Raw genomic sequence first — 25688 nt, forward strand, 5'->3', positions numbered from 1 at the left:
CTGCGGGCTGCGCAAGAGGCGTTACAATAACCGCCAAACTTGCTATCCGCATCGCATGGATATTGTTTTGATCACCGCGGTCATCGCATCGCTTTTTCTGGTTATCGGCGCGGCCGAGCCTTTGGCTGCGCGTTTGCGGTTGCCCTATAGCGTGATCCTTGCGCTGCTGGGTATCCTGATCGCGTCGGGCGCGCTGTTTTTTCTGCGTACCGACCTGACCGATGCGCTGAATCCGGTGGCAGAGGCCATCCTAGGGTTACCGATCCGGTCCAACGTTTTTCTGTATGTCTTTTTGCCGACGCTTTTGTTTCAGGCAACCTTGGGCATGAACCTGCGCCGCATGGTTGATGACTGGGTTCCGATCCTAGTGATGGCGGTGGTGGCGGTGGTCGTTGCGACCCTGTCAGTCGGCTATGCCCTGTCGTGGGTCAGCGCCTTGCCACTGGCGGCCTGCTTGCTGATCGGCTCTATCGTTTCGACGACTGATCCTTCTGCTGTTGTCTCGATCTTTCGCTCCATCTCTGCGCCGCGGCGGCTAGCCCGCCTGATCGAAGGCGAAAGCCTGCTGAATGACGCTGCTGCCATTGCGTTGTTCGGTTTGTTCATGGGCTATGTCATGCTGGGTGTGCCGGACCCCGAGCTTGGGGCAGCCTTGACGCAGTTCCCCGTGCTGATCGGTGGCGGTGCGCTGACCGGCTGGCTTGCGGGGCGGGCTGCGGTTTGGATCATGGCGCTATTCGGGCGGCATGAACTTGCGCTTATTTCTGTTTCGGTCTCGTTGCCCTATCTGGCCTATGTCGGGGCAGAACAAATGGTCGGCGCTTCAGGTGTGATCGCTGTGGTCGCGGCGGGACTGACAGTAAACCTAACTGGTCCTGGCCGTCTGCCGCCGCAGGCCTGGGCGAACCTGCGCGATGTCTGGGACCTGCTTGCGCATTGGGCTGGTGCCTTAATCTTTATCCTGGCCGCTTTGCTGATCCCGCGTTTGCTAGAAGGCGTCACTTGGAATGACTTTGCCCTGATTGGCGTTGTCGTTGTGGCAGCCATCGCATCGCGTGCGGTGGTGTTGTTCGGCCTGCTGCCATTGCTGACGTTGCTGCATCTGTCGCCGCGGGTCGATCGGCCCTATCGCACTGCGATCCTGTGGGGCGGATTGCGCGGCGCTGTCACCCTTGCACTGGCGCTTGCGGTCACCGAAAGTTTCCGTGTTCCGGTAGAGGTGAAGCGCCTTGTTGGTATTCTGGCGACCGGATTTACCCTGTTCACCCTGATCGTGCAGGGTACGACGCTGCGGTCGGTGATCGGGTGGCTCAGGCTTGACCGTTTGTCCCCGATTGACGAAGCGCTGTCGCGGCAGGTGGTAGCCGTAGGGCTTCAAACCGTTCGAGAGGAGCTTGCCCGCACGACCGAGGCCTATGCGCTGACCAAGGAAACCGTTCGGTCCGAAGCGAAAACCTTTGGCGAACGGCTTGATGCTGCTGTCGACGCAGCCGAGGACGCGGATGACATTCTGGACCGGGACCGGATTACGCTGGGTCTGATCGCACTTGCGGGCTTTGAACGGGACACAATCCTTGCGCGGGTCAAGGAACGTACCATTTCGTCGCGCATGGCGGATCAAATCCTGTCGGACGCCGATCAATTGATAGAGGCCGCACGCGCAGGTGGACGCAGCAGCTATCAGAAAACCGCGCGCCGCTCTGTCGCTTATGGCCGCGCGTTTCGGGCTGCTGTCGTGCTCCACAACCGTCTGGGGCTGTCGCGGTGGTTGGTGCGTATGACCGCTGACCGGTTTGAACGGCTTCTGTCGCAGCAGCTGATCTTGCGCGACATCGACACCTTTATTGATGGCCGTATCCGTCGCATCCATGGCCGCCGCGTTGCTGATCTGTTGCATGAATTGATCGTCCGCCGTGCTGAAGGCGTGACCAAGGCTCTGGAAGGGCTGCGGCTGCAATACCCCGGATATGCCGAAGAGTTGGAACGCCGGTTCATTCGCCGCACAGCCCTGCGACTGGAAGAGCGGGAATACGCGATCATGCGCGACGACGGTCTGATCGGGGCAGAGGTTTATGCCACCTTGATTGCAAAGCTGTCAGATCGCCGTGCAGAGGCCGAAGCGCGGCCGCGACTTGATATTGCCGTGCAGCGGGTTGACCTGATCCGCCAGTTCCCGATCTTCGCCGATCTTGACGATGGCGCTCTTCGTGCGCTTGGCCGGTCACTCAAGACGATTTACGTCGATGCGGGCAGGATCGTCATGCGGAAAGACACGCCCGCGAAAAGTGTCTTCTTTATCGCATCAGGCGCAGTGGAACTGGAAAGCGCCGGTCAGACATGGCGACTGGGCCGGGGTGATATGTTCGGTCAGATGGCATTGCTGCTGAGCAAGTCGCGCCGGGCAGAGGTGCGCGCGATCGCACCGTCCACGCTGATGGTGCTGGACGAGGCGCGGTTCCGTTCCCTGCTGTCCCGCAGCGCCGCCTTGCAGGACGCCGTGCGAGAATCAGCGGTGCAACGGGGGATCAGTCTTGATCTGCTTCCGATTGATAACGCAAAATCTAGTTAATTTCATGCGGCAAGGCATCGCAAAGAAGCCTTGCCGCATGGTGTCAGTCTAGGCGGCAAGATCGGGGGCCTGCTTTGCGCCTGTCATAAAGGCGACAGCGTCGGACATGGTGTAGTCTTTGGGGTCTATCACGCAGAGCCGTTTGCCAAGGCGGTGAACATGAATGCGGTCCGCGACCTCGAAGACGTGAGGCATGTTGTGGCTGATCAGGATGATCGGAATGCCCCGCGCCCGTACGTCCTGGATCAATTCCAGCACCCGGCGGGATTCCTTGACGCCAAGTGCCGCTGTCGGTTCATCAAGAATGATGACCTTGGACCCGAAAGCCGCGGCGCGGGCAACGGCAACGCCTTGGCGTTGACCGCCTGACAGTGTCTCTACCGCTTGGTTGATGTTCTGGATCGTCATGAGGCCCAGCTCTGTCAGCTTGTCACGGGCGATTTGTTCCATGCGCGGGCGATCCAGCTGACGCAGGACCTTGCCGCGAAAGCCGGGTTTGCGCAACTCGCGCCCCATGAACATATTGTCTGCGATTGACAGAGCAGGAGACATGGCAAGCGTTTGGTAAACCGTCTCGATCCCTTCTTTGCGCGCATCCGTGGGAGAGGTGAACCTGACCTTGCGCCCTTCGACGAAAACATCGCCTTCATCCGGAATGACGGCACCGGATACGGCCTTAATCAAAGACGATTTGCCAGCGCCGTTATCACCAATGACGGCAAGGATTTCGCCGGGATACAAATCGAAGTCGCAGTGATCAAGCGCGGTCACACGTCCGTACCGTTTCACCAGCCCGCGCCCTTTAAGGATGGGTTCAATCATGCCGATACCTTTCTGATCCACTGGTCCACTGCCACCGCGCCGATAATCAGCGCGCCGATCAGCAGGTAAGTCCATTGCGCGTCAGCCCCGGCCAGACGCAAACCCAAGGTGAAGACCCCCACAATCAGCGCCCCGAACAGCGCACCCAAAATCGATCCGCGCCCGCCAAAAAGTGAAATACCGCCGATCACCACAGCGGTGATGCTTTCAATATTCGCAAGCTGGCCAGAGGTCGGCGAGACAGATCCGATGCGTCCAATCAGGGCCCAGCCGGCAAAGGCGCAGATCAGGCCGGATAGAACGTAGACCGAAATCAACACGCGCTTTACATTGACGCCGGACAGCTGCGCCGCTTCGGGATCATCGCCCACGGCATAGACGTGGCGCCCCCATGCCGTCTGCTTAAGCACGTAGGACAGCAGCAGCATCAGCAGGACCATGAAAGCAACGCCAACAGTAAAGACGGCGCCGCCGATGTTGAATTTGACGGCAAACACCTGCAGCAGGGGGGCAGTTGCCTCGATTTCCTGGGCGCGGATGGTTTCATTGGCGGAATACAGGAAATTTGTGGCCAAAACGATCTGCCACATACCGAGTGTGACAATGAACGGCGGCAGCTTCATCACGGCAACAAGCCAGCCATTGATATAGCCGCAGACCATGCCGCACAGCAGCCCCAGTCCGATCGCCAGCTCAACGGGCAAGCCGTAGCGAAACGTGAATTGTCCCATCACAACAGAGGACAGCACCATGATTGCGCCAACGGACAGGTCAATCCCGGCCGTCAGCACAACAAGGCTTTGCGCGGCGGCGACAATGCCGACAATCTGGACTTGTTGCAGGATCAAAGTCAGCGCGAAGGGAGAGAAGAATTTCGACCCCAAAAGCACGCCGAACACAGCAATTGACGCCAGAAGCACGAACAGCGGCACCAGCGCGGGATTGATGTGCAATGCATGTTGCAGCTTGGATATCGCACCTTTGCGATGCGCGGCAAATGCAGCGATGTCTTCGGATTTCGTCGTCTTTATGACGGACTCATAGTCATCGGCATGACCAGCCATATTCAGTGTTCCCCCGCTTTGTAGAATGATGCCGGCCACATGTGGCCGGGGCGAAAGGGGCAGGGTGATCCCGCCCCTTTCTGAAGGCGCGCAGGCCTAACCTGCGAAATTTGCGGGGCGTTTCAGCCCCAGCACAGATCCGTGCCTTCGGCGACCGAAATGCTGTCGACGCCGTCAGCAGGTTCGTCCGTGACAAGCGCGACGCCGGTGTCAAAGAAGTCTTTGCCTTCGGTGTTCTGGGGCTTGGTGCCGTCAGCGGCGAAGGCGGCAATCGCTTCGATCCCCTTGGATGCCATCAACAGCGGATACTGCTGGGACGTCGCACCGATTACGCCGTCAGCGACGTTCTGCACGCCGGGACAACCGCCATCGACGGACACGATCAGCACATCGTTTTCGCGGCCAAAGGATTTCAGCGCCTCGTAAGCGCCGGCCGCGGCAGGTTCGTTGATGGTATAGACCACGTTGATCATCGGATCGACGGCCATAAGGTTTTCCATCGCCTTGCGGCCGCCTTCTTCGTTGCCGGCAGTGATGTCATTGCCAACGATGCGCGCGTCTTCTTCGTCGCCGATAACGTTGGGATCGCCCAGTTCAATGCCGAAGCCTTGCAAGAAGCCCTGATCGCGCAGCACATCGACCGACGGCTGGCTGACAGCCAAATCAAGCATTGCGATTTTCGCCTCTGCAGCCGCGTCGCCCAGCTTGGCGGCGGCCCATTTGCCAATCAACTCTCCGGCCAGAAAGTTGTCGGTGGCAAAGGTCGCATCAGCGGCGTCGATGGGGCTGAGCGGGGTGTCCAGCGCAATGACAAGCAAGCCGGCATCGCGCGCCTGTGTCACGGCCCCGACAATCGCGGCTGTATCGGATGCGGTTAGCAGGATACCTGACGCGCCATCGGCGATGCAGGTCTCAATAGCTGCGACCTGGGTTTCGTGATCGCCGTCAACTTTGCCCGCATAGGACCGCAGCGTGATACCGGCTTCAGCGGCAGCAGCCTCTGCGCCTTCGCGCATTTTGACGAAAAACGGGTTGGTATCTGTCTTTGTGATCAGGCAGGCAGAGGTGCCGTGCGCTTCTGCCGACGCCATGCCAGCAGTTGTAATGGCGGCCAAAGCGGTGCCGATAAGCAATTTCTTCATGATGTCCTCCCTAGGTATTCCTCCGGTCGAAGCCTCCACTTCGACCGACAGAGCGACTCGCATGTGCAAGTATCTGTGCTTGTTACAGACGACATTCACCGGGCCCTGTCAATTAATTAATTAGGTTACTTTATTAAAGTATGGGCATATCCTGCAGCCCATAAGGCAGCTAGGTAGCGGTTATGGAAAACGCATTGATCCAAACGATTAGCACGGGCCTCAGCCAAAGCGGCGTGCGGGACCACAATTCGCGGCTTTTGCTGTCGCTGGTGCAGCGCAATACTGCTTTGCCTGGCACTGATATCGCGCGCCTGTCCGGCTTGTCTGCGCCAACCGTGTCCAGCATCTTGCGCAAACTGGAATCCGACGGGCTGGTCGAACGCGGCGATGCCGTGCGCGGCAAGGTCGGCAAGCCGTCGATTCCTATGCGCCTTGCGCCGACGGGGGCTTATGCCTTCGGGCTGAAAATCGGACGGCGGTCAGCGACCCTGTTGCTGATGGACTTTGTCGGCGAAGTCCGGGCCGAACTTCACCTCAGCTATGACTACCCGCTGCCATCAGAGATCTTTGTTTTCCTTGAGGATGGAATCAACGCATTGACGGCCGGTCTGCCCGTCGATCAGCGCACGCGCATTTGCGGCATCGGCGTGGCCGCGCCGTTTGAATTGTGGAACTGGCACAATCTGGAAGGTCCGCGCGCAAAGACTTTTCAAAGCTGGAAAGATGTCAGCATCACCGCCGAGATTGCCAGATTCAGTCCGTTGCCGGTGATGGTGACGAACGATGCGACAGCCGCCTGCCAGGCGGAACACATCTATGGCCGGGGCAAGGCGTTTCGGGACTATGCCTATTTCTTTATCGGGGCCTTCATCGGCGGCGGTGTCGTGCTGAACAATTCGGTGTTCGAAGGACGGCAGGGCAATGCCGGCGCGCTGGGGTCATTGCGCAGCATCGGGCTGAACGGCGAAAGTATGCAGCTTGTGGATGCTGCCTCGCTTCATCTGCTTGAGGCGCGGCTGCACGAAGTCGATCAGGATACCCGCCAGCTGTGGAACGATCCGACCAGTTGGAAACGGCTGTCGCGCTATGTCGATCCTTGGTTAAGCCAGACTGCGCAGGAACTGGCCAAGGCCAGCCTGTCCACCTGCGCTGTCATCGATTTCGAGGCGATTCTGATCGACGGTGCATTTCCCGATCACATCCGGCATGAATTGGTGGCACGCGTACGGCGCTACGTTGCAACCCAAGATACCCGCGGGCTGATCACGCCAGCAATCGAGGCTGGCAGTATTGGGGCCAATGCCCGTGCATTGGGGGCCGCCTGTGGCCCGATCCGGGCCAATTTCTTTTTAAATACCCATCAAGGTCTGTCGGTCGCCTGACGAACGGCGCACACAAACGCAGGTGATACGCCGGTCAAGGATATTTCCGGCGTTTTATCGCCAACTTATTGGCGGCGTATTGAAAGTTCCCGGCAAACCATCATATTCTGCAGCGCAGCAAGAATCGGAATTCCCACATGACTTTATCGCGCCAAACAGCGCATCTTTCGCGGCGGTCCTTTCTGTTGCGCGGTGCCTCATCCTTTGCAACCATCGCGGCTGCGGCGCATATCGCCACGCCCGCCTTTGCGCAGGACACCGCCCAGCCGGTTCCGTTTTCATTTGAAATGCTGACCGAACGGGCCCGCCAGACGGCGGCTGCGGATTATGTTCCGCCAAAATCCGTCGGTGCCCCATTCACCAATCTGGATTACGATGATTATCGCAATGTCCAGTTCAACGAAGACAGCGCATTGTGGGCAGGTCCGGAAGCGACTGGCGTGCTGCACGCCTATCATCCCGGTTGGTTGTTCGACAGCACGGTTTCCCTGTTCGAGGTTGTCGACGGCGTTGCAACGCCGTTGACGTTCACCTCTGATGACTTTGTCTACTACGGCGATGCCGGTGGCAAAGTGGGCGCAGGCACACCGCTGCCCGGTGTTGCCGGCTTCCGTATCAATATGCCCTTAAACGCCCCCGATCGTTTCGACGAAGTGGTATCCTTTCTTGGCGCGAGCTATTTCCGCGCCTTGGGCAAGGATAACCGCTACGGACTAAGCGCGCGCGGGCTTGCCGTGAACACGGCCACGTCCGAAGCCGAGGAGTTTCCACGCTTTAGCGCATTCTGGTTGGAACGTCCTGCTTTGGGCAGCGATGCCATTACGTTCTATGCTCTGCTTGAAAGCGAATCCGTGGCCGGTGCCTATCGGTTTGTGCTGAACGCGGGCGAAACGACGACCGTCGATGTGACGACGCAGCTGTTTTTCCGTCAGGATGTCGCGCAGCTTGGCATTGCGCCGCTGACGTCGATGTTCCTGTTCGGCCTGAATGACCGCGGCAATTTTGACGATTACCGCACACGCGTCCACGATAGTGAAGCGTTGGTCATTAATAGTGCCAACGATTCGCTATTCAGGGTTCTGCACAACCCTGAAACTCTGGCGAATTCGTACTTCAGTGCGCAGTCGCCAAAGTCGTTCGGTCTGGTTCAGCGTCACCGCGCCTTTGACGATTATCTTGATGCGGGGGCTCACTATGAATTGCGCCCAAGCCTGATGGTTGAACCGCAAGGCGAATGGGGCAACGGGATGATCCGCCTGATCGAAATCCCGTCTGATCTGGAAGGGAACGACAACATCGTCGCCTTCTGGGTGCCGCAGGACAGCTTTACCGCTGGCAGCAGCGTCAACATGTCCTACCGCCTGCATTGGGGCATGGATCCAGCCGGGGCGCGTTCCGAACTTGCCCAAGTTTCGCGCACTTTGGCCGGACATGGCGGTGTTGCTGGCGTAAAACCGCGCACGGACCAGCGAAAATTCGTGATCGACTACGAAGGTGGTCCTTTGGCGGAACAGTTTGGCGAGCAGGTGGTTGAGGCGCAGATAACGATCAGCGGCGGCAATGTACTGCAGCAAACGCTGCAGCGCATCGAAGGTCATGACGCAATGTGGCGTCTTGTTCTGGAAGTCGCGTCAGATGATGACGCCACCGTCGAACTGCGCGCGAAACTTGCTGCAGGCGACCGGCAGCTGACAGAGACTTGGGTATACCAATGGCGAAAAGCATGAATCACGATTCCCGCGACATTGTCGCTTTTCCATTCGACCTGAAGGACCTAGAGCCGCCATTTGCACCGCTGGATATGCCGCGGCAGGTGCTGGAACATGCTGAACGCCCGTCCATCATGAACCTTGTCAGCCGCCTCTTCTTGCGGAACGCCTGATTTGCAACCGCATCTTAGACCGCTGCGCACGCGGCTGACCCGCGTCGGCGCTTTGGCTTTTGCTGCGCTTTGCACGGCAGCCGCTGCGGCGACCCTTGCGCAGGCTGGTTTGAACACCGGTTTTGATGGATGGGATGCGGCGGCCGTCTTTTTGATCGCGATCACGACAGGCTGGCTTGCCTGGGGTGCCGGGCAAGCCTTTGTCGGGCTGCCTGGCCTGGCACCCTTGCCGCGTGTTGGGTTGAACATGCAGATGTTTCCGCCGACAGCGATCCTTGTGCCGATCTGCAACGAAAACCCTGTCGAAGTCTGTGCCCGCGTTCAGGCTATGCGCCTGTCGCTGCAAAAGGCTGGGGTGCCTGCGGATTTCGCGATTTTGTCAGATACATCCGACCCAGACGCACTCATCGCAGAACGCAACGCGCTTGCGCCATTGTTCGGGGGTGATGACGGGCCGAACCGCGTTTATTACCGCGTGCGCACCGAACGCTATGGCCGCAAAGCTGGCAACGTTGAAGATTTTATTCGCAAGGCCGGTGGAAACTATACCTACGTCGTGATGCTGGATGCGGACAGCCTGATGGAAGGCGAAACCATTCGCCACATGATCGCCCGCATGGAAGACAATCCCGGCATCGGGCTGCTGCAATCTCTGCCCAAAATAGTCGGGGCGGGGTCTGCGTTCGGCCGGGCCATGCAATTTTCCGCAAGCTTCCATTCGCCGGTCTTTGCCCGCGGTCTTGCGCGGATGCAAGGGCAGGCGGGCCCGTTCTGGGGGCATAATGCGATCGCCCGTGTGCGAGCCTTGTCGCAATGCTGCGGTTTGCCTGAACTGTCCGGACCGCCCCCCTTTGGCGGCACAATCCTAAGCCACGACTACGTCGAGGCGGCCCTTTTGGTGCGCGGCGGCTGGCAGGTCGAAATGGACCCCCGGATCGAAGGATCCTACGAGGAAGGCCCCGACAATCTGCTGGCCTTTGCCCGCCGCGACCGCCGCTGGTGTCAGGGTAACCTGCAGCACATCCGGCTGGTGAATGCCCCCGGTCTGCGGGGGTGGAGCCGGTTTGTCTTTGTGCAGGGTATCCTGTCATACCTTGTGTCGCTGGCTTGGGGCGCGTTCCTGATCGTGTCGATGCTGTCGGCAGCAACGGCCGGTGCGCCGAATTATTTTCCCGACGCCTATCAATTGTTTCCCAAGTTTCCCGACGATAAGACCTTTCAGGTCATTGCACTGGCGGTTGGGGTCGGCGGTCTGCTGCTTCTGCCGAAGCTGGCCATCTTTGCGGAATCGGTTGCTGCACGGCGGACGGCCGGGTTTGGCGGGACGGCGCGTGCTTTTACCTCTGTCCTGTCAGAGACATTGCTGACCGCACTGATCGCGCCCTTGATGCTGATGTATCAATCTCGCGCCGTGGCCGAGGTTCTGTCAGGCCGTGATGGCGGCTGGCCAGCCACCGCCCGCGGAGAGGGGCGCCTGACCTTTGTTGAAGGATGGCGCGCAGGCCGCTGGATCACCTTGTTCGGTGTCGCCGTGACTGTTTTTGTAATGCAGGCTGCGCCCGGTCTTATTTTATGGCTCTTGCCTGTTACTGTTCCAATGATTATCGCACCCTTGCTGATTACGGTCACATCCTGGCCGATTTTAACAAGTGTCTTCCGCGTTCCGCAGGAAATGACGCTGCCCCCCGTTGTCGCGGATTATCGCAAGCGGATGGCATTGGGGGCCGGAACAGAAGGAATTCCAGATGGCGCGATCTCTCGCTCGGCCTGAGGCGCAAATTACCCAGGCTCGGCAAGGACTGATCGCACCATCCCGCACGCGTGATCCCCGGATTGATGCGTTCCGGGGCCTGGCGTTGATGATGATCCTGATCGACCACATGCCTGGCAATCCGTGGGAAGTGACCACTGTGCGCAACATCGGTTTTTCCGATGCGGCAGAGGCGTTCTTTATCATGTCCGGCATCGCCGCTGGCATTGCCTACTCTCCCGGTATTGCCCGCTGGCTGAACGGCGGGTCACGGTTGTGGGACGGCATGGCGCCGATGTGGCGGCGCGCCTGGACGCTTTATGTCGTGCAAATCGTGCTCAGTGTTATCGCGATTGGCCTGTTCAGCTGGTCTGCTGGCGTGTTCTATCGTTCCGCCTTCAGGGAAATGCACAATCTGGCCGTGATTTACGACAGCACCGGCAGCGCGCTGATTGGGCTGCCGATCCTGACCTACCAAATCGGCTATGTGAACATTCTGCCGTCTTACATCGTCCTGCTGGTTGCGGCACCGTTTCTTTTAATCGGCGGGGTCAAGGCACCGTGGTTAACCCTTGCCGGGTCTTTCGCGCTTTGGTTTGTTGCCGGCGCGATGCGTTGGAACATTCCAATCTATCCGGGTAACGGCGGTTGGTTCCTAAATCCGCTGACCTGGCAATTTATCTTTGTAATAGGTCTGTTGATCGGTATTCGTCATCGCCGCGACGAACGGTTTGTGCCTTATTCTAAAGCGCTGTTTACGTTGACCCTCGCGTTTCTGATTTTCGCTTTCGCATGGCGGCATGTGCCTGCTTTGGCGGCGGTCATGAACCACAAGATGGCACAGTTGGGTGCGCTGGGTGCACCCGGCAATATTGTGTCCCATAACAAGACGATGCTTGCCATGCCGCGCCTGCTGCACATTCTTGCATTGGCCTATGTCCTCTCATGCCTGCCGTTCGTAACGCGTATGTGCGCCCACCGCTTTGTAGCCCCACTGCGATTGATGGGGGGGCATGGCCTGTTGGTATTCGGACTGGGTACGGTTATTGCGCTTGTCGGGCAGATTCTGATGGATGTCGAACCCGCCGTGACTTGGTTGCCTTGGGTGTTGCCGGTGATCGGTGTCTTGATCTGCTACATCGCAGCCCGCATTGCCGACATCGCCCGCAGCCCTAAGCCCGCGGCAAAGACCGCGACGCCCGGCTAGTCGAAACACAGTCTGATCGACCAGTGCCGCGGCGAGCCGTGGCATTTCCATATTCGCAAGGGCTGACGTCCGGCCGTCGCAGGTCGGCGTTCCGGTTATCGTTGCCACCGCAAATATTTGGTTCCCTCTGCCATTTTCCCGATCGCCCAAAAAGCGGGCCATCCCCCGCAATTCTGCTTTCGAATTGAGCATTCGAGGGTGAGGGACCATGCGAGCCGGGATTCCACTGGAATGTGATCAAACCCGATGCACAAGATTTGAGCGTGCCGCAACGGCATCATCGCTGCGCGGCGCGCCGGACCAAACTGTCCCGATGCTGCTTGGCGAGGCAACAAAATGCTGCGGTCCGGCAGATGCCGCGCGCAGGCTTCGGCCCGCTCGGCGCACTGGAACCCGGCAGACAACAGGGGATGACCATGATTAGACCAATGAAAACCGCAGCCCTCACGCTTGCCGCCCTCGCGGCGTCGACCACGCTTGCTTCCGCACAAGACTGCGCAGACCCGATCAAGGTCGGTGTGCTGCATTCGCTTTCCGGCTCTATGGCAATTTCGGAAACCACATTGAAAGACGTCATGACAATGCTGGTCGAAGACCAGAACGCCAAAGGCGGCGTATTGGGCTGCCAGCTGGAAGCTGTCGTCGTCGACCCCGCATCCGACTGGCCACTGTTCGCTGAAAAAGCGCGGGAGCTACTGACCGTAGACAATGTCGACGTGATCTTTGGCAACTGGACATCCGTGTCGCGCAAATCTGTCCTGCCGGTGATCGAAGAATTGAACGGTCTGCTGTTCTACCCCGTCCAGTACGAAGGCGAAGAGTCCTCCAAGAACGTGTTTTACACCGGTGCGGCCCCGAACCAGCAGGCAATCCCGGCCGTTGACTACTTCCTCGAAGAGCTCGGCGTTGAAAAATTCGCGCTTCTGGGCACTGACTACGTCTATCCGCGCACGACGAACAACATCCTGCAGGCCTATCTGATGGATAAGGGCATCGCCGAGGAAGACATCTTCGTCAACTATACCCCCTTCGGTCAATCTGACTGGGCCACCATCGTCGGTGACGTCGTGGCGCTGGGCGAAGACGGCAAGCAGGTTGGCGTGATCAGCACGATCAATGGCGATGCGAACATCGGCTTTTACAAGGAACTTGCCGCCGCTGACGTCAGCGCTGACGATATTCCCGTCGTTGCCTTTTCTGTTGGCGAAGAAGAGCTGTCCGGTCTGGATACATCGAACCTTGTCGGTCACTTGGCTGCTTGGAACTACTTCATGTCCGCTGAGACACCCGAAAACGCGGAATTCATTGAAAAATGGCATGCCTTTATCGGTGATGATTCCCGCGTGACGAACGACCCGATGGAAGCGCATTACATCGGGTTCAACATGTGGGTTCAGGCCGTCGAAGCCGCCGGCACCACCGACGTTGACGCCGTGTCCGATGCAATGATTGGCCAGACCTTTCCGAACCTGACCGGCTCGATGGCAGAAATGCTGCCGAACCACCACCTGACCAAGCCGGTCCTGATCGGCGAAATCCGCGCCGATGGTCAGTTCGACATCATTAGCCAGACAGAGCCGGTTGCCGGCGATGCATGGACCGACTTCCTGCCGGAAAGCGCTGTGCTGACCAGCGACTGGAAGGACCTGAAGTGCGGCATGTACAACACCGAAACGCAGACCTGCGTGCAACTCACCTCTAACTACTAATCGCAACGCCCGGGCGCGGGGATCCCCCTTGCGCCCGGTTTTTCCGTGACTGAAAGCCTACCATGCTGCGCATTCTGGCCGCTCTCATCTTTTCGCTTAGTCTCGCCTCCTCTTTGCAGGCTCAGGATCTACAACCGGTTCTGCAGGCCCACGCAGACGAAATCGCAAAGCCGTCACGCAGCAGCGTGCCCATCGCCCTTGATGCGGTGGTGGCTTCAGGACTGCCGCAAGTCACACCCTTTCTGGAGGCATGGACTGACAAAGGTATCTGGCAACGCGACGCGGACGGCATATTTTTTTACGGCCGCGCCAATGGCGGCGACCTGACTCTGCGCGATATTGATACGAACGCCGAAACTGTCGTCACCACAAACGGTTACACCGAACTGCGCCCCAACGGCGGTGTGCGCCGGGTCATCGGCACGGCTTTGGTGCAATTTCAACTTTCCGACCCCGACATCACCCGCCGCTTGTCGGCCATCGATTCCCTCGCGCGCCGCCCGGACGCCGATCAACTGGAACCGCTTCTGGCATCCATCGACGGCGAAACCGATGCCGCGCTTAAAGCCCGCAAAATCCAGCTTGCAAACTTTCTCTCTGCCAGCTTTGCCCCGGACGTGGCGGACCGTATCGCGGCAATCGACAGCCTCTCTCGTGATACTTCGATCGAGGCGCGCGCCGTCCTGAACCAGATCCTGTCGACGCGCTTTGATGTGGCAACAGCCTTGCCGGCTGGTAATATTGCCCGGACCCTGACCCCCGGCGATGACCTGACCATTGCGCAGGCCTACGCACGCCTTGTCGACGCCGACCTTGCACCGGCTGTCATTCCGGCCACAATCATTCGCGACACCCTGGCCGCACATATCGTGGACGGGCGGGTTGGCGGTGTGCCGGTTGCGCAGCTCGGCACCGATGCCGCTCGTGCGCAGGCCTATACCGCTTTGGCCGCGGCGGGGACGGTGCCGCCCCTTGTGACAGAAGCAGACCAGCGCGCCGCTGTCGACAGCCACGTCTACTACGACATCTATGACCAGGATGATGTTGCGATTACCGATGCCGCCCGCGCCGCGCTGGTGTCGGTTGAAACGCGCGTCGCGGCCGCGCGCTTTGCCGATCTCGCGCTTGATGCGCTATCGCTGGCATCCATCTACTTTCTGGCGGCCATCGGCCTTGCCATCACCTTTGGCGTCATGGGCGTCATCAATATGGCCCATGGCGAATTCATCATGATGGGGGCCTATACCGGTTATGTCGTCCAGCAATTTGTGCCGGACTATACCCTGTCGATCATCGTCGCCTTGCCACTGGCCTTCGCCGTGACCTTTGCGGCAGGCGTGACGATGGAACGCCTCGTCATCCGCCACCTTTACCATCGCCCGTTGGAAACGCTGCTGGCGACCTTCGGTATCTCCATCGCGCTGCAGCAGCTGGCCAAGAATATCTTCGGCACGCAGGCCCGCCCCTTGACGTCGCCGGGATGGCTCGACGGGGCTTGGGTCATCTCTGACGTCATCCAGATCAGCTACATCCGCATCGCGATCTTCGTGCTGGCGCTGTTGTTTCTTGGCCTGATCCTTTTGATCCTCAACCGCACCCGGCTGGGGCTTGAAGTCCGCGCCGTGACCCAGAATCCCGGCATGGCGGCTTCCATGGGAATTGATCCCGACCGGATCAACATGATGACTTTCGGTCTCGGATCCGGCATCGCGGGTATCGCAGGCGTCGCCATCGGCCTCTACGCCAAGGTGACATCCGAAATGGGGGCCGACTATATCGTCCAAAGCTTCATGACCGTCGTGGTCGGCGGCGTCGGGAACGTCTGGGGCACCCTTGCCGGTGCCTCCATGATCGGTTTCCTGCAAAAAGGGATCGAGTTCCTGAACCCGTCCAACACCCTGGCCGCACAAACCTACATGGTTCTGTTCATCATCCTTTTCATCCAGTTCCGGCCCAAGGGCATCGTCGCCCAAAAGGGTCGCGCGGCCGCTGACTGATGCGCGCGTCCTTCCTTCTTCTGGTCACAAATATCCCGGGGGGGTGCGGGGGGCTGGCCCCCCGCAATCGCGGCGCGCACCGCGCGGCGCAAGTCCCGGGCACAAAGGCACAGCACATGACCCAAGGCTTCCTCGTCACAAATCGCTCTGTTCGTTGGTTCCTTCTTGCATTGGCGCTGTTCACCGCAACCATCGCCTTCGGCTCAGAGGCATCGGGCGCGGGCCTGTTTTCGACCTCGCTCGTCAAAACGCTCGGCAAAACGCTCTGCCTGTGCCTGATCGCCGTGGCGATGGACGTTGTCTGGGGCTACTGCGGTATCCTCAGCCTTGGCCACTTTGCCTTTTTCGGCATTGGTGGCTACGCCATCGGGATGTGGCTGATGTATGCCCGCACCGAAGGCATTGTCATGTCCAGCCTGCAGTCGCAAACGATCCCGCCCACCCCGGCAGAGGTGTCCGACGCCATCGGCAGCCAGATATTCGGCGTCGTAGGCAGTTCCGACTTTCCGATGATCTGGGCCTTCGCCCACAGCCTGCCGCTGCAATTGCTGATGGTTGTCCTTGTGCCGGGGCTTCTGGCGCTGGTGTTCGGCTGGCTTGCCTTCCGCAGCCGGGTCACGGGCGTGTACCTGTCGATCCTGACGCAGGCGATGACTCTCGCGCTTTCGCTTTATCTGTTCCAGAACGATTCCGGTTTGCGTGGCAATAACGGCTTGTCCGGCTTGCAAAATATTCCCGGGTTTGAACAAACCTCGCAAGCGACAATCAGCCTTGTATTTTTCCTTGCCTCGGCACTGGCGCTTGGCCTTGGCTATATCCTGTTTGCTTGGGTCGTGGCTGGCAAGATGGGCAGTGTCGTCAAAGGGATCCGCGACAACGAGGCGCGCGTGCGCTTTCTTGGCTATCGTGTCGAAGGTTACAAGCTCTTTGTATTCACGCTGACGGCCGTTGTGTCCGGTATCGCCGGCGCGCTGTATTATCCGCAGGCAGGCATTATTAACCCCGCTGAAATTGCGCCGATTGCCTCGATCTATCTGGCCGTTTGGGTCGCCATCGGCGGGCGCGGCCGGCTTTACGGGGCGGTGATCGGGGCGGCGCTGGTGTCGCTATTGTCCAGCTGGTTCACCGGCGGCGGCGCGCCGGATGTGAACCTTGGCTTCTACCGCATCCAGTGGACTGATTGGTGGTTGGTGCTGCTTGGCGTCTCTTTTGTCTGCGTCACACTGTTCTTTCCAAAGGGCATCGGCGGGCTGTTCGACTACATCGTCAGGAAACCATCATGAGCAGTCTGCTTGAAGTCTCTGGCGTCAGCAAAACATTCGACGGCTTCCGCGCGATCAACGATCTGTCGATCCAGATCAGTGAGCCGGAGCTGCGCGCCATCATCGGCCCCAACGGTGCGGGCAAGACCACATTCATGGACATCGTGACCGGCAAAACCAAACCGGATGTCGGCCGCGTCGTCTGGGGAGAGCGCAACGAATCCCTGCTTGGCCTGTCAGAGGCCGAGATCGCGAACAGAGGCATTGGCCGCAAGTTCCAGAAACCCACCGTGTTCGAGGACCAGACCGTTCGCCAGAACCTTGCCATGGCGCTGAAAAATCCCCGCGGCCCTTTTGCCGTGCTGTTCCACCGCAAGACCGAGGAAGGGGCGGCAAGGATCGAAGAGATCGCGGCAGAGATTGGCCTGTCAGACCAGCTGACCCGCACCGCAGGAGAGTTGAGCCATGGACAAAAGCAGTGGCTGGAAATCGGAATGTTGCTTGCCCAAGACCCGCGTCTGCTGCTGGTGGATGAACCCGCGGCCGGCATGACGGCGGAAGAACGGGAAAAAACCACCGATATCCTGCGCCGCGCGGCCCAGACCCGCGCTGTTGTCGTGGTCGAACACGATATGGAATTTGTCCGCCGCCTTGATTGCAAAGTCACCGTCCTGCACGAAGGGCATGTGCTCGCCGAAGGCTCTCTTGACCATGTCACCGCCGATCCCATGGTTATCGACGTTTATCTGGGACGCTCTGATGCTTGAAGTTACTGATCTATCGCTGAAATACGGGCAAAGCCAGATATTGTATGACGTGTCCATGACCGCCCCCGTCGGGCAGGTTACGACCGTCATGGGGACAAATGGCGTAGGCAAAACCAGCCTACTGCGGGCGCTGTCGGGGCGGCACGGCTACAGCGCCGGCACCATCACGTTGAACGGCGATGTTTTAGACCACCCCACCCCCGCACAGGCTGCAAAGGCGGGAATCGCTTATGTACCGCAGGGGCGCGAAGTCTTTCCGATGATGAGCGTGGCCGAAAATATGGAAACAGGCTTTGCCTGTCTGCCCAAGAGCGAACGGCAGGTGCTCGGCTGGATTTTCGATCTGTTCCCCGTGCTGGCGGAAATGCAGCATCGCCGGGGCGGCGATCTGTCCGGCGGGCAGCAGCAGCAACTGGCGATTGCCCGTGCCTTGATTACGAAACCCCGCGTTTTGCTGCTGGATGAACCCACAGAAGGCATTCAGCCCAATGTTATCCAGCAAATCGGCCAGGCCATCGCACAGCTGCGGGAACGGGGCGATATGGCGATTATCCTTGTGGAACAGAACGTCGACTTCGCATGGCGTGCGGCGGACAGCTTTGTCATGATGAAGCGCGGCGCGGTCTGGCGCAGCATGGCCAAGGTGGATTGCACCCGCGAAGATGTCGTCGCGGCCCTGGCCCTATAACTGTTCGCTAGAGAAGACCTACTTACCTCTCTGCGGACGCGTCTTGAACTCACGCCCCTGCGGGGCGATACCCCTTGGACGGCGGCAAGGGGCTTGGCATGACGGATGCAGACAACAGCGAACATGGCTGCGCGGTTCTTGCGTTGGATGCTGTCAGCCTGACACGCGGCGACCGGCAGGTGCTGCGTGACGTGACTTTGCAAAGCCGCGCCCGGCGGATCGGGATCGTAGGGCGCAACGGATCAGGCAAAACGACCCTCGCGCGGGTGATCAGCGGCCTTGTCCCGGTGGACAGCGGCACGCTGAAGGTCTGCGGCGTTGATGTCGTCCGCGATCGCAAAGCAGCGTTGCGCACCGTTGGCATCCTGTTCCAAAACCCCGACCACCAGATCATTTTTCCCACTGTGACAGAAGAGCTGTCCTTTGGCCTGACGCAGATGGGTCATTCCAAAACCGAAGCTGCGCAGCGGGTAGCCGCGATCCTGTCCGATTTCGGCAAATCCCACTGGGCCGATGCCGCCACCCACAGTCTGTCCCACGGGCAAAAACAGCTTGTCTGCCTTATGGCCGTTATCGCCATGGCACCCCGCGTGATTGTGCTGGACGAGCCGTTCTCTGGTCTTGATATCGTCACGGTGATGCAACTTTCGCGCTATCTGTCCCGCATTACTGCGGCGGTCGTGCATGTGTCGCATGATCCGGCAAGCCTGCGGAATTACGATCATGTTGTTTGGCTGGACGCGGGTCAAATCGTGCAGCAGGGACCGGCGCAGGATGTGCTGGCCGCCTATGTTGCGCAAATGACAGCACTGGGGGCGGGCGATGATCTCTCTGACCTCGCCGGTTAAGACGCGCGCACACCGCTGGCCTGCCGGGGTCAAGCTGGGGCTGCTGTGTGCCGCGACTGTCATCCTTTTCATGCAGCAGAATATCGCGTTCCAACTGGCCGCTTTCGCCGGGACTGCGGTGATCTATTGCTTGCCCGGCGCCGCCTTTGCCCGCGCAGGCGGGCGCACGGTGTGGCGGCTTTGGCCGTTCGTCGTTCTGGTCATCATCTGGCATCTGGTCACCGGCGCGGCAGAGCAGGGGGCAATCATCGTTCTGCGAATGCTGACGGCAGTGGCGCTGGCAAACCTTGTCACCATGACCACCACCTTGAACCAGATGATCGCTGCCGTGATGTGGTTGGCGGCGCCGCTGGCAAGGGCCGGCCTTAACACGCGCGCTTTGGCCCTTGGCATTGCGCTTGTCGTGCGCTTTACACCTGCATTGGCAGACAAGGGAACGGCGCTGACCCAAGCCTGGACCGCGCGATCACCGCGCCGGGCCAGCTGGCGGATCATCTTGCCGTTTGCCGTGCTTGCCATAGACGATGCTGAACACGTGGCCGAGGCGTTGCGCGCCCGCGGCGGTACAAACCCCTGAAAGGGCTGACCCATGGAACGAAATCTGACTTTGATCGCGCTGTTTGCTGCGCTGATCGCGGCGCTGGGCCTGATCCCGCAATTGACGCTGGCGTTTGGTGTGCCGATCACGGCACAAAGCCTTGGCGTCATGCTGTGCGGCACTGTTCTGGGGGCAAAGCGCGGGGCGCTTGCGGTGTTGCTTTTCGTATTGCTGGTGGCGATCGGCCTGCCACTGCTTGCGGGGGGTCGCGGCGGCCTTGGCGTTTTTGTCTCGCCGACTGCTGGTTTTCTGATCGGCTTTCCGTTCGCCGCATTCATCACCGGTCTGATCGTCGAAAACTGGCGCAACGGCCCGCTGGCTTTGGTCGCGGGGGCTGCTTCGGTTTTCGGGGGTATCGTTGTGCTTTATGCTTTTGGTATTTCGGGCCTGGCCTGGGCATTGCAGAAACCGCTGACCGAAGCGGCATTGCTGGTTACGGCCTTTATCCCGGGCGATCTGATTAAAGCAGTCCTTGCCGGTGCGATCACCGCAGCACTCGCACGGGCGCGCCCTGACAGTGTATTGTCCCGCGCATGACCCAGACAGATGTCGACAGGTTACTGGCGCAGCGCCAATCGGTGCGCGCCTTCCTGAAGACACCTGTGACGGCCGCCGATGTCAGCGCGATCCTGACATCGGCGCGCCTTGCCCCCAGTGGCGGCAACTTGCAGCCGGGGCACTTTACGGCACTGACCGGCGCGGCGCTGGACAGCCTTAAGGGTACCTTGGCCGCTGCAATTCAGCAGGGTCGCCCGCAGATAGACGGCTATTCCTATTTTCCAAACCCCATGCCGCCGCACCTGAAGGCGCGTCAGCGCGATGCGGGTTATGCCTTGTATAATGCGCTGGGCATCGCGCGGCGTGATCTGCCGGGACGACGGGCGCAATTTGCCCGCAACTATGCTTTTTTCGATGCCCCCGTCGGCATTGTCGTTTCCATCGAACGGGGCATGGGAAAAGGGTGCTACATGGATCTTGGCATGGCACTTATGGCACTGTTCATGGCCGCGCAGGGGCGGGGACTGGCCACCACCGGTATCGGCGCGCTGGCCAGCTACGGCGATCTGGTGCGCGGGCATCTTGGACTACCTGACGATCACACCGTCGTTTGTGGTATTGCCTTGGGTCATGCCGACAAGGCCGCTACTGTGAACAATTTCCGCACACAGCGGGCCGCGTTTGATGAATACGCCGCACTGCGCGGGTTTGACGATTAGACACGCAGCAACAGCGCGGTCCCGTTGCCGCCCGCCGCCGCAATAGCGGCAAGTCCATCGCCTTTGGCCGATTGCAGCGTATGAAAAAGCCGCACGACATTGATCGCGCCTGACGCGCCAATCGGATGCCCCCGCGCCAGTGCGCCCCCGCCGATATTGACGCGCGCAGGATCCAGCCCGATGCCCTGAACGCAGGCGATAGCCTGAACGGCATAGGCTTCCATGATGTCGGCCGCTTGGATGTCGCTTGCGGAAAGGCCGGCCATTTTTATGCTATCTTTTGCTGCGGCAATTGGCGCTATGCCGGGAAGAGCGGGATCGCCGCCAAGCGTCCTTCCTGCAGTGATCTGCGCCTTTGGCCCTGTAAGGCTGGCGGCGATGTGATCGGCCACGACAACAACAAAGCCCGCGGCATCCGCAGAGACAGCAGCGTTGGCGGCGGTGATGGTGCCTGCAACGGCGGTCGCGCGGCTACATGTCTTTTGCGACAGACGCCGGGTAAAGGCATCCTGCACGACCCCGGCAAGGGGGACAATTTCCTGCGCGATCTGCTGCCGGGCTGCCAGTGCCTTGGCATGGCTATCTACGGCCCATCCATCCTGCGCCGCGCGGTCGATACGCAGCAATTGGCCCAGATTGTCTGCCGCCTGTGCCATGTCGGGATCGCGGTCCGGCCAGGGCGTAAAGGCGGCCTGATCATAGGCGACCGGGCTGCGGTTGTCGGCAAAGGTCTGCAGGCGCACCGGGCGGCGCGATGTGCTTTCGGCCCCGCCAGCGATGACAACATCAGCGCGGCCTGCGGTGATCAGTGCATCCGCCAAAAGGATCGCATCCATTCCGCTGACACATTGCCGGTCAAGACTGAGCCCCGCGACCCTATGGGGCAGTCCGGCCGCCAAGGCGCACAGACGCGCAGGATTGCCGCCCGCGCCAAGCGCGTTGCCGACGATAACTTCGTCCACTGCGGACACGTCCAGTCCGGCGTCCGTCAGGCAGGCCTGTATCACCGGCGCGGCGAGGTCATGGAAAGACAGCGCCACAAAAGCACCGCCTGCGGGGACGACGGCCGTGCGGCGTGCGGCGATGATCACGCTCATTTCAGGCTCTGTATAAGTTCGGTGATTGCGGCGTAGTCAGGTTTGCCTGCAGGCAACATCGGCATAGCGCTTATGCGATGGGCGCGAATTGGTGCTGCATTGGACCCAAGCTGCTGGCGGCAACTGCGCAGGATGTCGGCCTCTGGCAGGGGGCAATTGCCGCTTAGGACAGCGACCAGCCGCGCACCGCGGCGCGGATCAGGCAGGGCGACGACAGCAACCTGCGCCATCGGCAAAAGCGAGGTTAAGAACGCTTCTACCGCTTCGGGAAAGACGTTGTGGTCGGAAACGGTAACCATTCGGTTCTTGCGGCCAAGCAAAAAGAGGTTCCCCGCCGCATCCAATTGACCGACCTCTCCGACGCTTAGAAAGCCTTCGTCCCAGCGGGTGTCATCGCTGCCGCCCAGTGCGTAATCGTGAAACAGATAAGGACTGCGGACCCAGATTACGCCTTCCGGATCAAGGCGCAATGTAACCTCGGGATATGGTTTGCCGACTGAACCTGCCGGGGTCGCCGCATCTGTCCAAGTGATGAAACTCGTCTCTGCTGCGCCATAAAACTGGACCAGCTTGCCATTGGGACAAGCAGACAAAGCGGCGGCCATTGTCTGCATCGAAAGCCGCCCGCCGCCGACCACGATATGTCGCACCGCGGGCAGGGGCGCGCCTGATGCGCAAAGCAAATCAAGTTGCACCGGCGTCAGGTAAAGCACGGTGGCCCCCTGCGCGGCCAACGTTGCCGCCCAGCGGTCGGGGCGGACCTGCGCCAGACTGATGATCGCTGCCCCGTGATGCGCCGCCTCCAGCGCCGCATAGAGTGCGAGCGAAGCACCAAAGCCGGAGAAAATCGCAACGCACGCCTGCGTGTCCAGCCCGAATGCCGCGCCGTTTACGGCAAAGCTGGCCTGCCACGAGTTCGGCGTCCTGCGGATCACCTTGGGCGCGCCCGACGACCCTGACGTCTCGCACAGCAGGTCCGCCCCTGCGTGTCCGGTGACGCCGTCCCGACCTGCGCGCAAACCTGTACCCGACTGCACCAGTGCAGCCAGCGCAATCAATTCAGCTGGCGCAGCGATCAGGCGGGTGCCGGTGTGCCAGCGGAATGTATCGTTCATCAGGGGCAGCTTTCATGGGCATTCGATCCTGATGACAAACCGCAAATGATCTATGTACGCAATCTCTCCGTCAGGGGATTGCTTGCCAGCCGGTGGTCGTTTGCTGGTAACTGTGACGGCTTGCGCGCACAAATTCCAGTCTGTCTGCCAGCGCTGTCATCCGTTCTGCGATGATTTGATCGCCGTCCAGATCGATGATCGCATATTCATTTGCCTCGCCGCGCAGGCGGGTTGATAAACCGGTGCCACAGTGGATCTGTAGCGTCATGGCGTCACTTTTCTGCGCCACGAACGGTTCTACCGTCCATGTATGCAGATGCCCTGACAGGATCACATGCGGACCGCAGGCGGCCCACTGGGTCAGGGCATCAGCGGCACCTTTCATCACCTTCTTTTCGACCTCTGGGCGATGGTGAAACGGGTGGTGTGCCATGATGACAACGGGCTTGCCCTGCGCTTGGTCGATTATCTTGCACAGGCGGTCAATCTGGCGCGGGCGGATCAGGCCGCGTTGATGGCTCCACCTGTGGGTCGTATCAAGGCCGACGATAATGGCATCATTTGTTTCGATCATGGGTTCGGTATCGGGGGCGATCCAGCGCCGATAGGCCGCGCGGGGCGCAAAGGCGCGCGCAAACAGGTTATAAAGCGCAATGTCGTGATTTCCCGGCACAGCAATCCAGGGGTGCTGCAACTGGTCGATAAAGGCGCGGGCCTTGCGGAACTGACCGGCGCGGGCGCGTTGCACAAAATCGCCGGCAATAGCGATCAAATCGGGATTCGCGGCTGCAACCGATTCAAGAAGTGGCGGAACAAGATCTGGCCGGGCACGGCCAAAATGCAGATCGGTCAGCAGGACAAGTCGCATCAGATCGTTTCCTTTGCGGCCCTGTCCGGCACGCGAACCTGCAGGGCAGCTGCACGCATCTTGAAATGATAGGGTCCGACCATTTGCGCGTTTTCACCGTCCCGTGCGACCAGACGCCGCTTTTTGCGGGCAGAAATCGTAATCTTATGCCCGGTATACATCAGATAATCCTCTCCTCGGTGGATACCGCCCAGCAGGATTTTAGCCGCGCGCCACAGCAACTGCACCCGGTTGTTGTCCGGTGCAAGAATCAGCGCAAGCTGTCCTTGCCGCACGGCATCGGCGCCATCAAAGTCATATTGTTCAAGCTGGTAGGCGCTGCTGGCCACAAACGCCATCGGAGAGCGGACATGCATCGCCTTGCCATCCACCGTGATTGTCAACTTCAGCGGATTATAAAGCGTCAGCATCGCCTTTATGACCGACCAATAAGCGGCGATGCGGCTGCGGCCCCACTGCTTGTAGACACCTTCGCGTACGTCCAGCACCGTGGCATAGGCACCAAGACTGGCGTTATTCAAAAAGATCTTGCCGTTTACGTCGCCGACAGGGACGGAAACGATCTGTCCCTCAAACGCGGTCTCCAGCGCATCGGCGGGATTATCCGGAATCCCCAGCCCGCGGGCAAAGAAGTTGAAGGTACCCATCGGCAGCACCCCTAGCGCGACACCTGTATCGACCAGCTCGGCGCTGACCCCGCAGATCGTCCCGTCGCCGCCCGCTGCGACAATAGTGGTATATCCGGCGGCAACAGTGTCCCGCACAACGCGGCCCAGATCGCGCGGATGGTCCAGAAGCGTCAGGTCAGCGCGCGGGTCATTCCGAATCGTGTCAATCAAGGCAGTCGTGGCTGGCGCATGTTTCTTTTTGCCGGAGGCCGCGTTCAGGATGACGCAAATCTTGGGTTTTGTCATCGCATGCCCTATCGGTGTGTTACGTTGCAAAATGCGCAAGGCCGGCAAGTTGTTCCGCGTGGCCTGTATTTCAATCGAACCCCCGGCAATCGCACGAACGTGAGAAAATTTCCCCTGCCGTGGCGACTAAGCTTATGTTAATCACTGCGCGGGCTATGTGCCGTGCGGGCGCAGAACCCCGGGCAGCGAACAGGAATACGTTATGACACAGAAATTTTCGCGCCGTACGGCGCTTGGCATCGCAATCGGCAGTCTGGCCGCGCCGTCACTGCTGCAGGCACAAACCCTTGCTGGCGGTGTGACCCGCAACGTGGCGGCGTTCCGCACCTATAGCTGGCAGGATCACTATGACACCCTCTCCGGCGTGCCAATGCTGGTTGCAGATACGCAGGCCCGTGCACTGCACTACTGGAATGCGCAGGGTGCCGATTACCGCGTTTACCCGACATCAGTTCCAAAAACGGACGAGCTGACAAAGCGTGGATTTACCGAAATCGTGCGCAAAAAGGTCGGCCCTGACTGGACGCCGACCCAGTCGCAACGCGAACGCTTTGGCTGGGAATACATTCCCCCCGGTCCCGAAAGCCCCATGGGTACGCATGCTATGTACCTTAGCTGGCCTGCCTATGCGGTTCACGGAACCCATGACACGCGCAAGATCGGTCGCCCGTCGTCCGACGGCTGCATCGGCCTTTACAACGAAAAGATCGCAGAGCTGTTCGAGCTTTGCCCGATCGGGACCAAAGTCCGCATCCTTTAAGGCGCAACAGCGTCGTGAACAAAGCCGCCG

Annotated in this window: 23 protein-coding genes; 16 read left to right on the plus strand and 7 right to left on the minus strand. The window is 59.9% G+C overall.

What is annotated here, in order from left to right; genetic code table 11:
- Positions 1–55 precede the first annotated feature (55 nt).
- Complete coding sequence (locus tag SJY10_RS03925) at positions 56–2569, plus strand: cation:proton antiporter (RefSeq protein ID WP_386679748.1); 2514 nt, start codon at positions 56–58, stop codon at positions 2567–2569.
- 48 nt (positions 2570–2617) lie between these two features.
- On the opposite strand, the gene SJY10_RS03930 is transcribed toward SJY10_RS03925, so the two are convergent.
- The 3 genes from SJY10_RS03930 to SJY10_RS03940 form a co-directional block, all read right to left on the minus strand.
- The gene (locus tag SJY10_RS03930) at positions 2618–3388 is read right to left on the minus strand and encodes an ATP-binding cassette domain-containing protein (RefSeq protein WP_386684488.1); all 771 of its coding nucleotides are present in this window, start codon (positions 3386–3388) and stop codon (positions 2618–2620) included.
- Positions 3388–4455, minus strand: coding sequence for an ABC transporter permease (locus SJY10_RS03935; protein WP_386679749.1), 1068 nt, complete (start codon positions 4453–4455; stop codon positions 3388–3390). The genes SJY10_RS03930 and SJY10_RS03935 overlap by 1 nt, the downstream gene beginning before the upstream one ends.
- A 122-nt stretch (positions 4456–4577) precedes the next feature.
- Complete coding sequence (locus tag SJY10_RS03940; RefSeq protein ID WP_386679750.1) at positions 4578–5597, minus strand: substrate-binding domain-containing protein; 1020 nt, start codon at positions 5595–5597, stop codon at positions 4578–4580.
- Positions 5598–5779: 182 nt separating this feature from the next.
- On the opposite strand from SJY10_RS03940, the gene SJY10_RS03945 reads away from it, so the two are divergent.
- The 14 genes from SJY10_RS03945 (at position 5780) to SJY10_RS04010 (ending at position 20904) form a co-directional block, all read left to right on the plus strand.
- Entirely contained in the window at positions 5780–6979 is a 1200-nt protein-coding gene (locus SJY10_RS03945) for an ROK family transcriptional regulator (RefSeq protein WP_386679751.1), read from the plus strand.
- A 137-nt stretch (positions 6980–7116) separates the two neighbouring features.
- Complete coding sequence (locus SJY10_RS03950; protein ID WP_386679752.1) at positions 7117–8706, plus strand: glucan biosynthesis protein; 1590 nt, start codon at positions 7117–7119, stop codon at positions 8704–8706.
- Positions 8703–8861 (plus strand): hypothetical protein, encoded by a 159-nt coding sequence (locus SJY10_RS03955; RefSeq protein WP_386679753.1) that lies wholly within the window; start codon positions 8703–8705, stop codon positions 8859–8861. Before SJY10_RS03950 ends, SJY10_RS03955 begins: the two co-directional genes overlap by 4 nt.
- Position 8862: 1 nt before the next feature.
- A complete protein-coding gene (gene mdoH / locus SJY10_RS03960; protein WP_386679754.1) occupies positions 8863–10632 on the plus strand; it encodes a glucans biosynthesis glucosyltransferase MdoH in 1770 nt (589 codons plus the stop codon).
- Positions 10607–11818, plus strand: a complete 1212-nt coding sequence (locus SJY10_RS03965; RefSeq protein ID WP_386679755.1) for an OpgC family protein — start codon at positions 10607–10609, stop codon at positions 11816–11818. The genes mdoH and SJY10_RS03965 overlap by 26 nt, the downstream gene beginning before the upstream one ends.
- A 428-nt stretch (positions 11819–12246) precedes the next feature.
- Positions 12247–13527, plus strand: coding sequence for an urea ABC transporter substrate-binding protein (gene urtA / locus SJY10_RS03970; RefSeq protein WP_386684491.1), 1281 nt, complete (start codon positions 12247–12249; stop codon positions 13525–13527).
- Positions 13528–13589: 62 nt separating this feature from the next.
- Positions 13590–15524 (plus strand): urea ABC transporter permease subunit UrtB, encoded by a 1935-nt coding sequence (gene urtB, locus SJY10_RS03975; protein ID WP_386679756.1) that lies wholly within the window; start codon positions 13590–13592, stop codon positions 15522–15524.
- A gap of 116 nt (positions 15525–15640) precedes the next feature.
- A complete protein-coding gene (urtC, locus tag SJY10_RS03980; RefSeq protein WP_386679757.1) occupies positions 15641–16807 on the plus strand; it encodes an urea ABC transporter permease subunit UrtC in 1167 nt (388 codons plus the stop codon).
- Entirely contained in the window at positions 16804–17553 is a 750-nt protein-coding gene (gene urtD / locus SJY10_RS03985; RefSeq protein WP_386679758.1) for an urea ABC transporter ATP-binding protein UrtD, read from the plus strand. Before urtC ends, urtD begins: the two co-directional genes overlap by 4 nt.
- Entirely contained in the window at positions 17546–18241 is a 696-nt protein-coding gene (urtE, locus tag SJY10_RS03990; RefSeq protein WP_386679759.1) for an urea ABC transporter ATP-binding subunit UrtE, read from the plus strand. Before urtD ends, urtE begins: the two co-directional genes overlap by 8 nt.
- Positions 18242–18339: 98 nt before the next feature.
- Positions 18340–19089 carry an energy-coupling factor ABC transporter ATP-binding protein gene (locus tag SJY10_RS03995; protein ID WP_386679760.1) on the plus strand — a complete coding sequence of 250 codons (750 nt, stop codon included), beginning with the start codon at positions 18340–18342 and terminating at the stop codon, positions 19087–19089.
- The gene (locus tag SJY10_RS04000; protein WP_386679761.1) at positions 19064–19666 is read left to right on the plus strand and encodes an energy-coupling factor transporter transmembrane component T family protein; all 603 of its coding nucleotides are present in this window, start codon (positions 19064–19066) and stop codon (positions 19664–19666) included. Before SJY10_RS03995 ends, SJY10_RS04000 begins: the two co-directional genes overlap by 26 nt.
- 12 nt (positions 19667–19678) lie before the next feature.
- The gene (locus tag SJY10_RS04005; RefSeq protein ID WP_386679762.1) at positions 19679–20224 is read left to right on the plus strand and encodes a biotin transporter BioY; all 546 of its coding nucleotides are present in this window, start codon (positions 19679–19681) and stop codon (positions 20222–20224) included.
- Entirely contained in the window at positions 20221–20904 is a 684-nt protein-coding gene (locus tag SJY10_RS04010; protein ID WP_386679763.1) for a nitroreductase, read from the plus strand. The genes SJY10_RS04005 and SJY10_RS04010 overlap by 4 nt, the downstream gene beginning before the upstream one ends.
- Here the strand turns inward: SJY10_RS04010 and SJY10_RS04015 are convergent.
- From SJY10_RS04015 to SJY10_RS04030, 4 genes are all read right to left on the minus strand, one after another.
- Positions 20901–22001 (minus strand): thiolase family protein, encoded by a 1101-nt coding sequence (locus SJY10_RS04015; protein ID WP_386679764.1) that lies wholly within the window; start codon positions 21999–22001, stop codon positions 20901–20903. The two genes, SJY10_RS04010 and SJY10_RS04015, sit on opposite strands and share 4 nt — an antisense overlap.
- Positions 21998–23116 carry an AMP-binding protein gene (locus SJY10_RS04020; protein WP_386679765.1) on the minus strand — a complete coding sequence of 373 codons (1119 nt, stop codon included), beginning with the start codon at positions 23114–23116 and terminating at the stop codon, positions 21998–22000. The genes SJY10_RS04015 and SJY10_RS04020 overlap by 4 nt, the downstream gene beginning before the upstream one ends.
- Positions 23117–23186: 70 nt before the next feature.
- Positions 23187–23984, minus strand: a complete 798-nt coding sequence (locus SJY10_RS04025) for a metallophosphoesterase family protein (protein ID WP_386679766.1) — start codon at positions 23982–23984, stop codon at positions 23187–23189.
- Positions 23984–24898, minus strand: coding sequence for a diacylglycerol/lipid kinase family protein (locus tag SJY10_RS04030; RefSeq protein ID WP_386679767.1), 915 nt, complete (start codon positions 24896–24898; stop codon positions 23984–23986). The genes SJY10_RS04025 and SJY10_RS04030 overlap by 1 nt, the downstream gene beginning before the upstream one ends.
- Before the next feature lie 202 nt (positions 24899–25100).
- Between SJY10_RS04030 and SJY10_RS04035 the strand changes: the two genes are divergently transcribed.
- Positions 25101–25658 (plus strand): L,D-transpeptidase, encoded by a 558-nt coding sequence (locus SJY10_RS04035; RefSeq protein ID WP_386679768.1) that lies wholly within the window; start codon positions 25101–25103, stop codon positions 25656–25658.
- Positions 25659–25688 lie beyond the last annotated feature (30 nt).

It is taken from the genome of Loktanella sp. R86503 (assembly GCF_042466455.1).
Taxonomy (GTDB): domain Bacteria; phylum Pseudomonadota; class Alphaproteobacteria; order Rhodobacterales; family Rhodobacteraceae; genus Loktanella.

Coding starts and splice junctions, on each gene's coding strand:
- SJY10_RS03925 (WP_386679748.1), top strand. CDS start 56: ATGGATATTGTTTTGATCACCGCGGTCATCGCATCGCTTTTTCTGGTT.
- SJY10_RS03935 (WP_386679749.1), bottom strand. CDS start 4,455: ATGGCTGGTCATGCCGATGACTATGAGTCCGTCATAAAGACGACGAAA.
- SJY10_RS03940 (WP_386679750.1), bottom strand. CDS start 5,597: ATGAAGAAATTGCTTATCGGCACCGCTTTGGCCGCCATTACAACTGCT.
- SJY10_RS03945 (WP_386679751.1), top strand. CDS start 5,780: ATGGAAAACGCATTGATCCAAACGATTAGCACGGGCCTCAGCCAAAGC.
- SJY10_RS03950 (WP_386679752.1), top strand. CDS start 7,117: ATGACTTTATCGCGCCAAACAGCGCATCTTTCGCGGCGGTCCTTTCTG.
- SJY10_RS03955 (WP_386679753.1), top strand. CDS start 8,703: ATGAATCACGATTCCCGCGACATTGTCGCTTTTCCATTCGACCTGAAG.
- SJY10_RS03965 (WP_386679755.1), top strand. CDS start 10,607: ATGGCGCGATCTCTCGCTCGGCCTGAGGCGCAAATTACCCAGGCTCGG.
- urtA (WP_386684491.1), top strand. CDS start 12,247: ATGAAAACCGCAGCCCTCACGCTTGCCGCCCTCGCGGCGTCGACCACG.
- urtB (WP_386679756.1), top strand. CDS start 13,590: ATGCTGCGCATTCTGGCCGCTCTCATCTTTTCGCTTAGTCTCGCCTCC.
- urtC (WP_386679757.1), top strand. CDS start 15,641: ATGACCCAAGGCTTCCTCGTCACAAATCGCTCTGTTCGTTGGTTCCTT.
- urtD (WP_386679758.1), top strand. CDS start 16,804: ATGAGCAGTCTGCTTGAAGTCTCTGGCGTCAGCAAAACATTCGACGGC.
- urtE (WP_386679759.1), top strand. CDS start 17,546: ATGCTTGAAGTTACTGATCTATCGCTGAAATACGGGCAAAGCCAGATA.
- SJY10_RS03995 (WP_386679760.1), top strand. CDS start 18,340: ATGACGGATGCAGACAACAGCGAACATGGCTGCGCGGTTCTTGCGTTG.
- SJY10_RS04000 (WP_386679761.1), top strand. CDS start 19,064: ATGATCTCTCTGACCTCGCCGGTTAAGACGCGCGCACACCGCTGGCCT.
- SJY10_RS04005 (WP_386679762.1), top strand. CDS start 19,679: ATGGAACGAAATCTGACTTTGATCGCGCTGTTTGCTGCGCTGATCGCG.
- SJY10_RS04010 (WP_386679763.1), top strand. CDS start 20,221: ATGACCCAGACAGATGTCGACAGGTTACTGGCGCAGCGCCAATCGGTG.
- SJY10_RS04015 (WP_386679764.1), bottom strand. CDS start 22,001: ATGAGCGTGATCATCGCCGCACGCCGCACGGCCGTCGTCCCCGCAGGC.
- SJY10_RS04020 (WP_386679765.1), bottom strand. CDS start 23,116: ATGAACGATACATTCCGCTGGCACACCGGCACCCGCCTGATCGCTGCG.
- SJY10_RS04025 (WP_386679766.1), bottom strand. CDS start 23,984: ATGCGACTTGTCCTGCTGACCGATCTGCATTTTGGCCGTGCCCGGCCA.
- SJY10_RS04030 (WP_386679767.1), bottom strand. CDS start 24,898: ATGACAAAACCCAAGATTTGCGTCATCCTGAACGCGGCCTCCGGCAAA.
- SJY10_RS04035 (WP_386679768.1), top strand. CDS start 25,101: ATGACACAGAAATTTTCGCGCCGTACGGCGCTTGGCATCGCAATCGGC.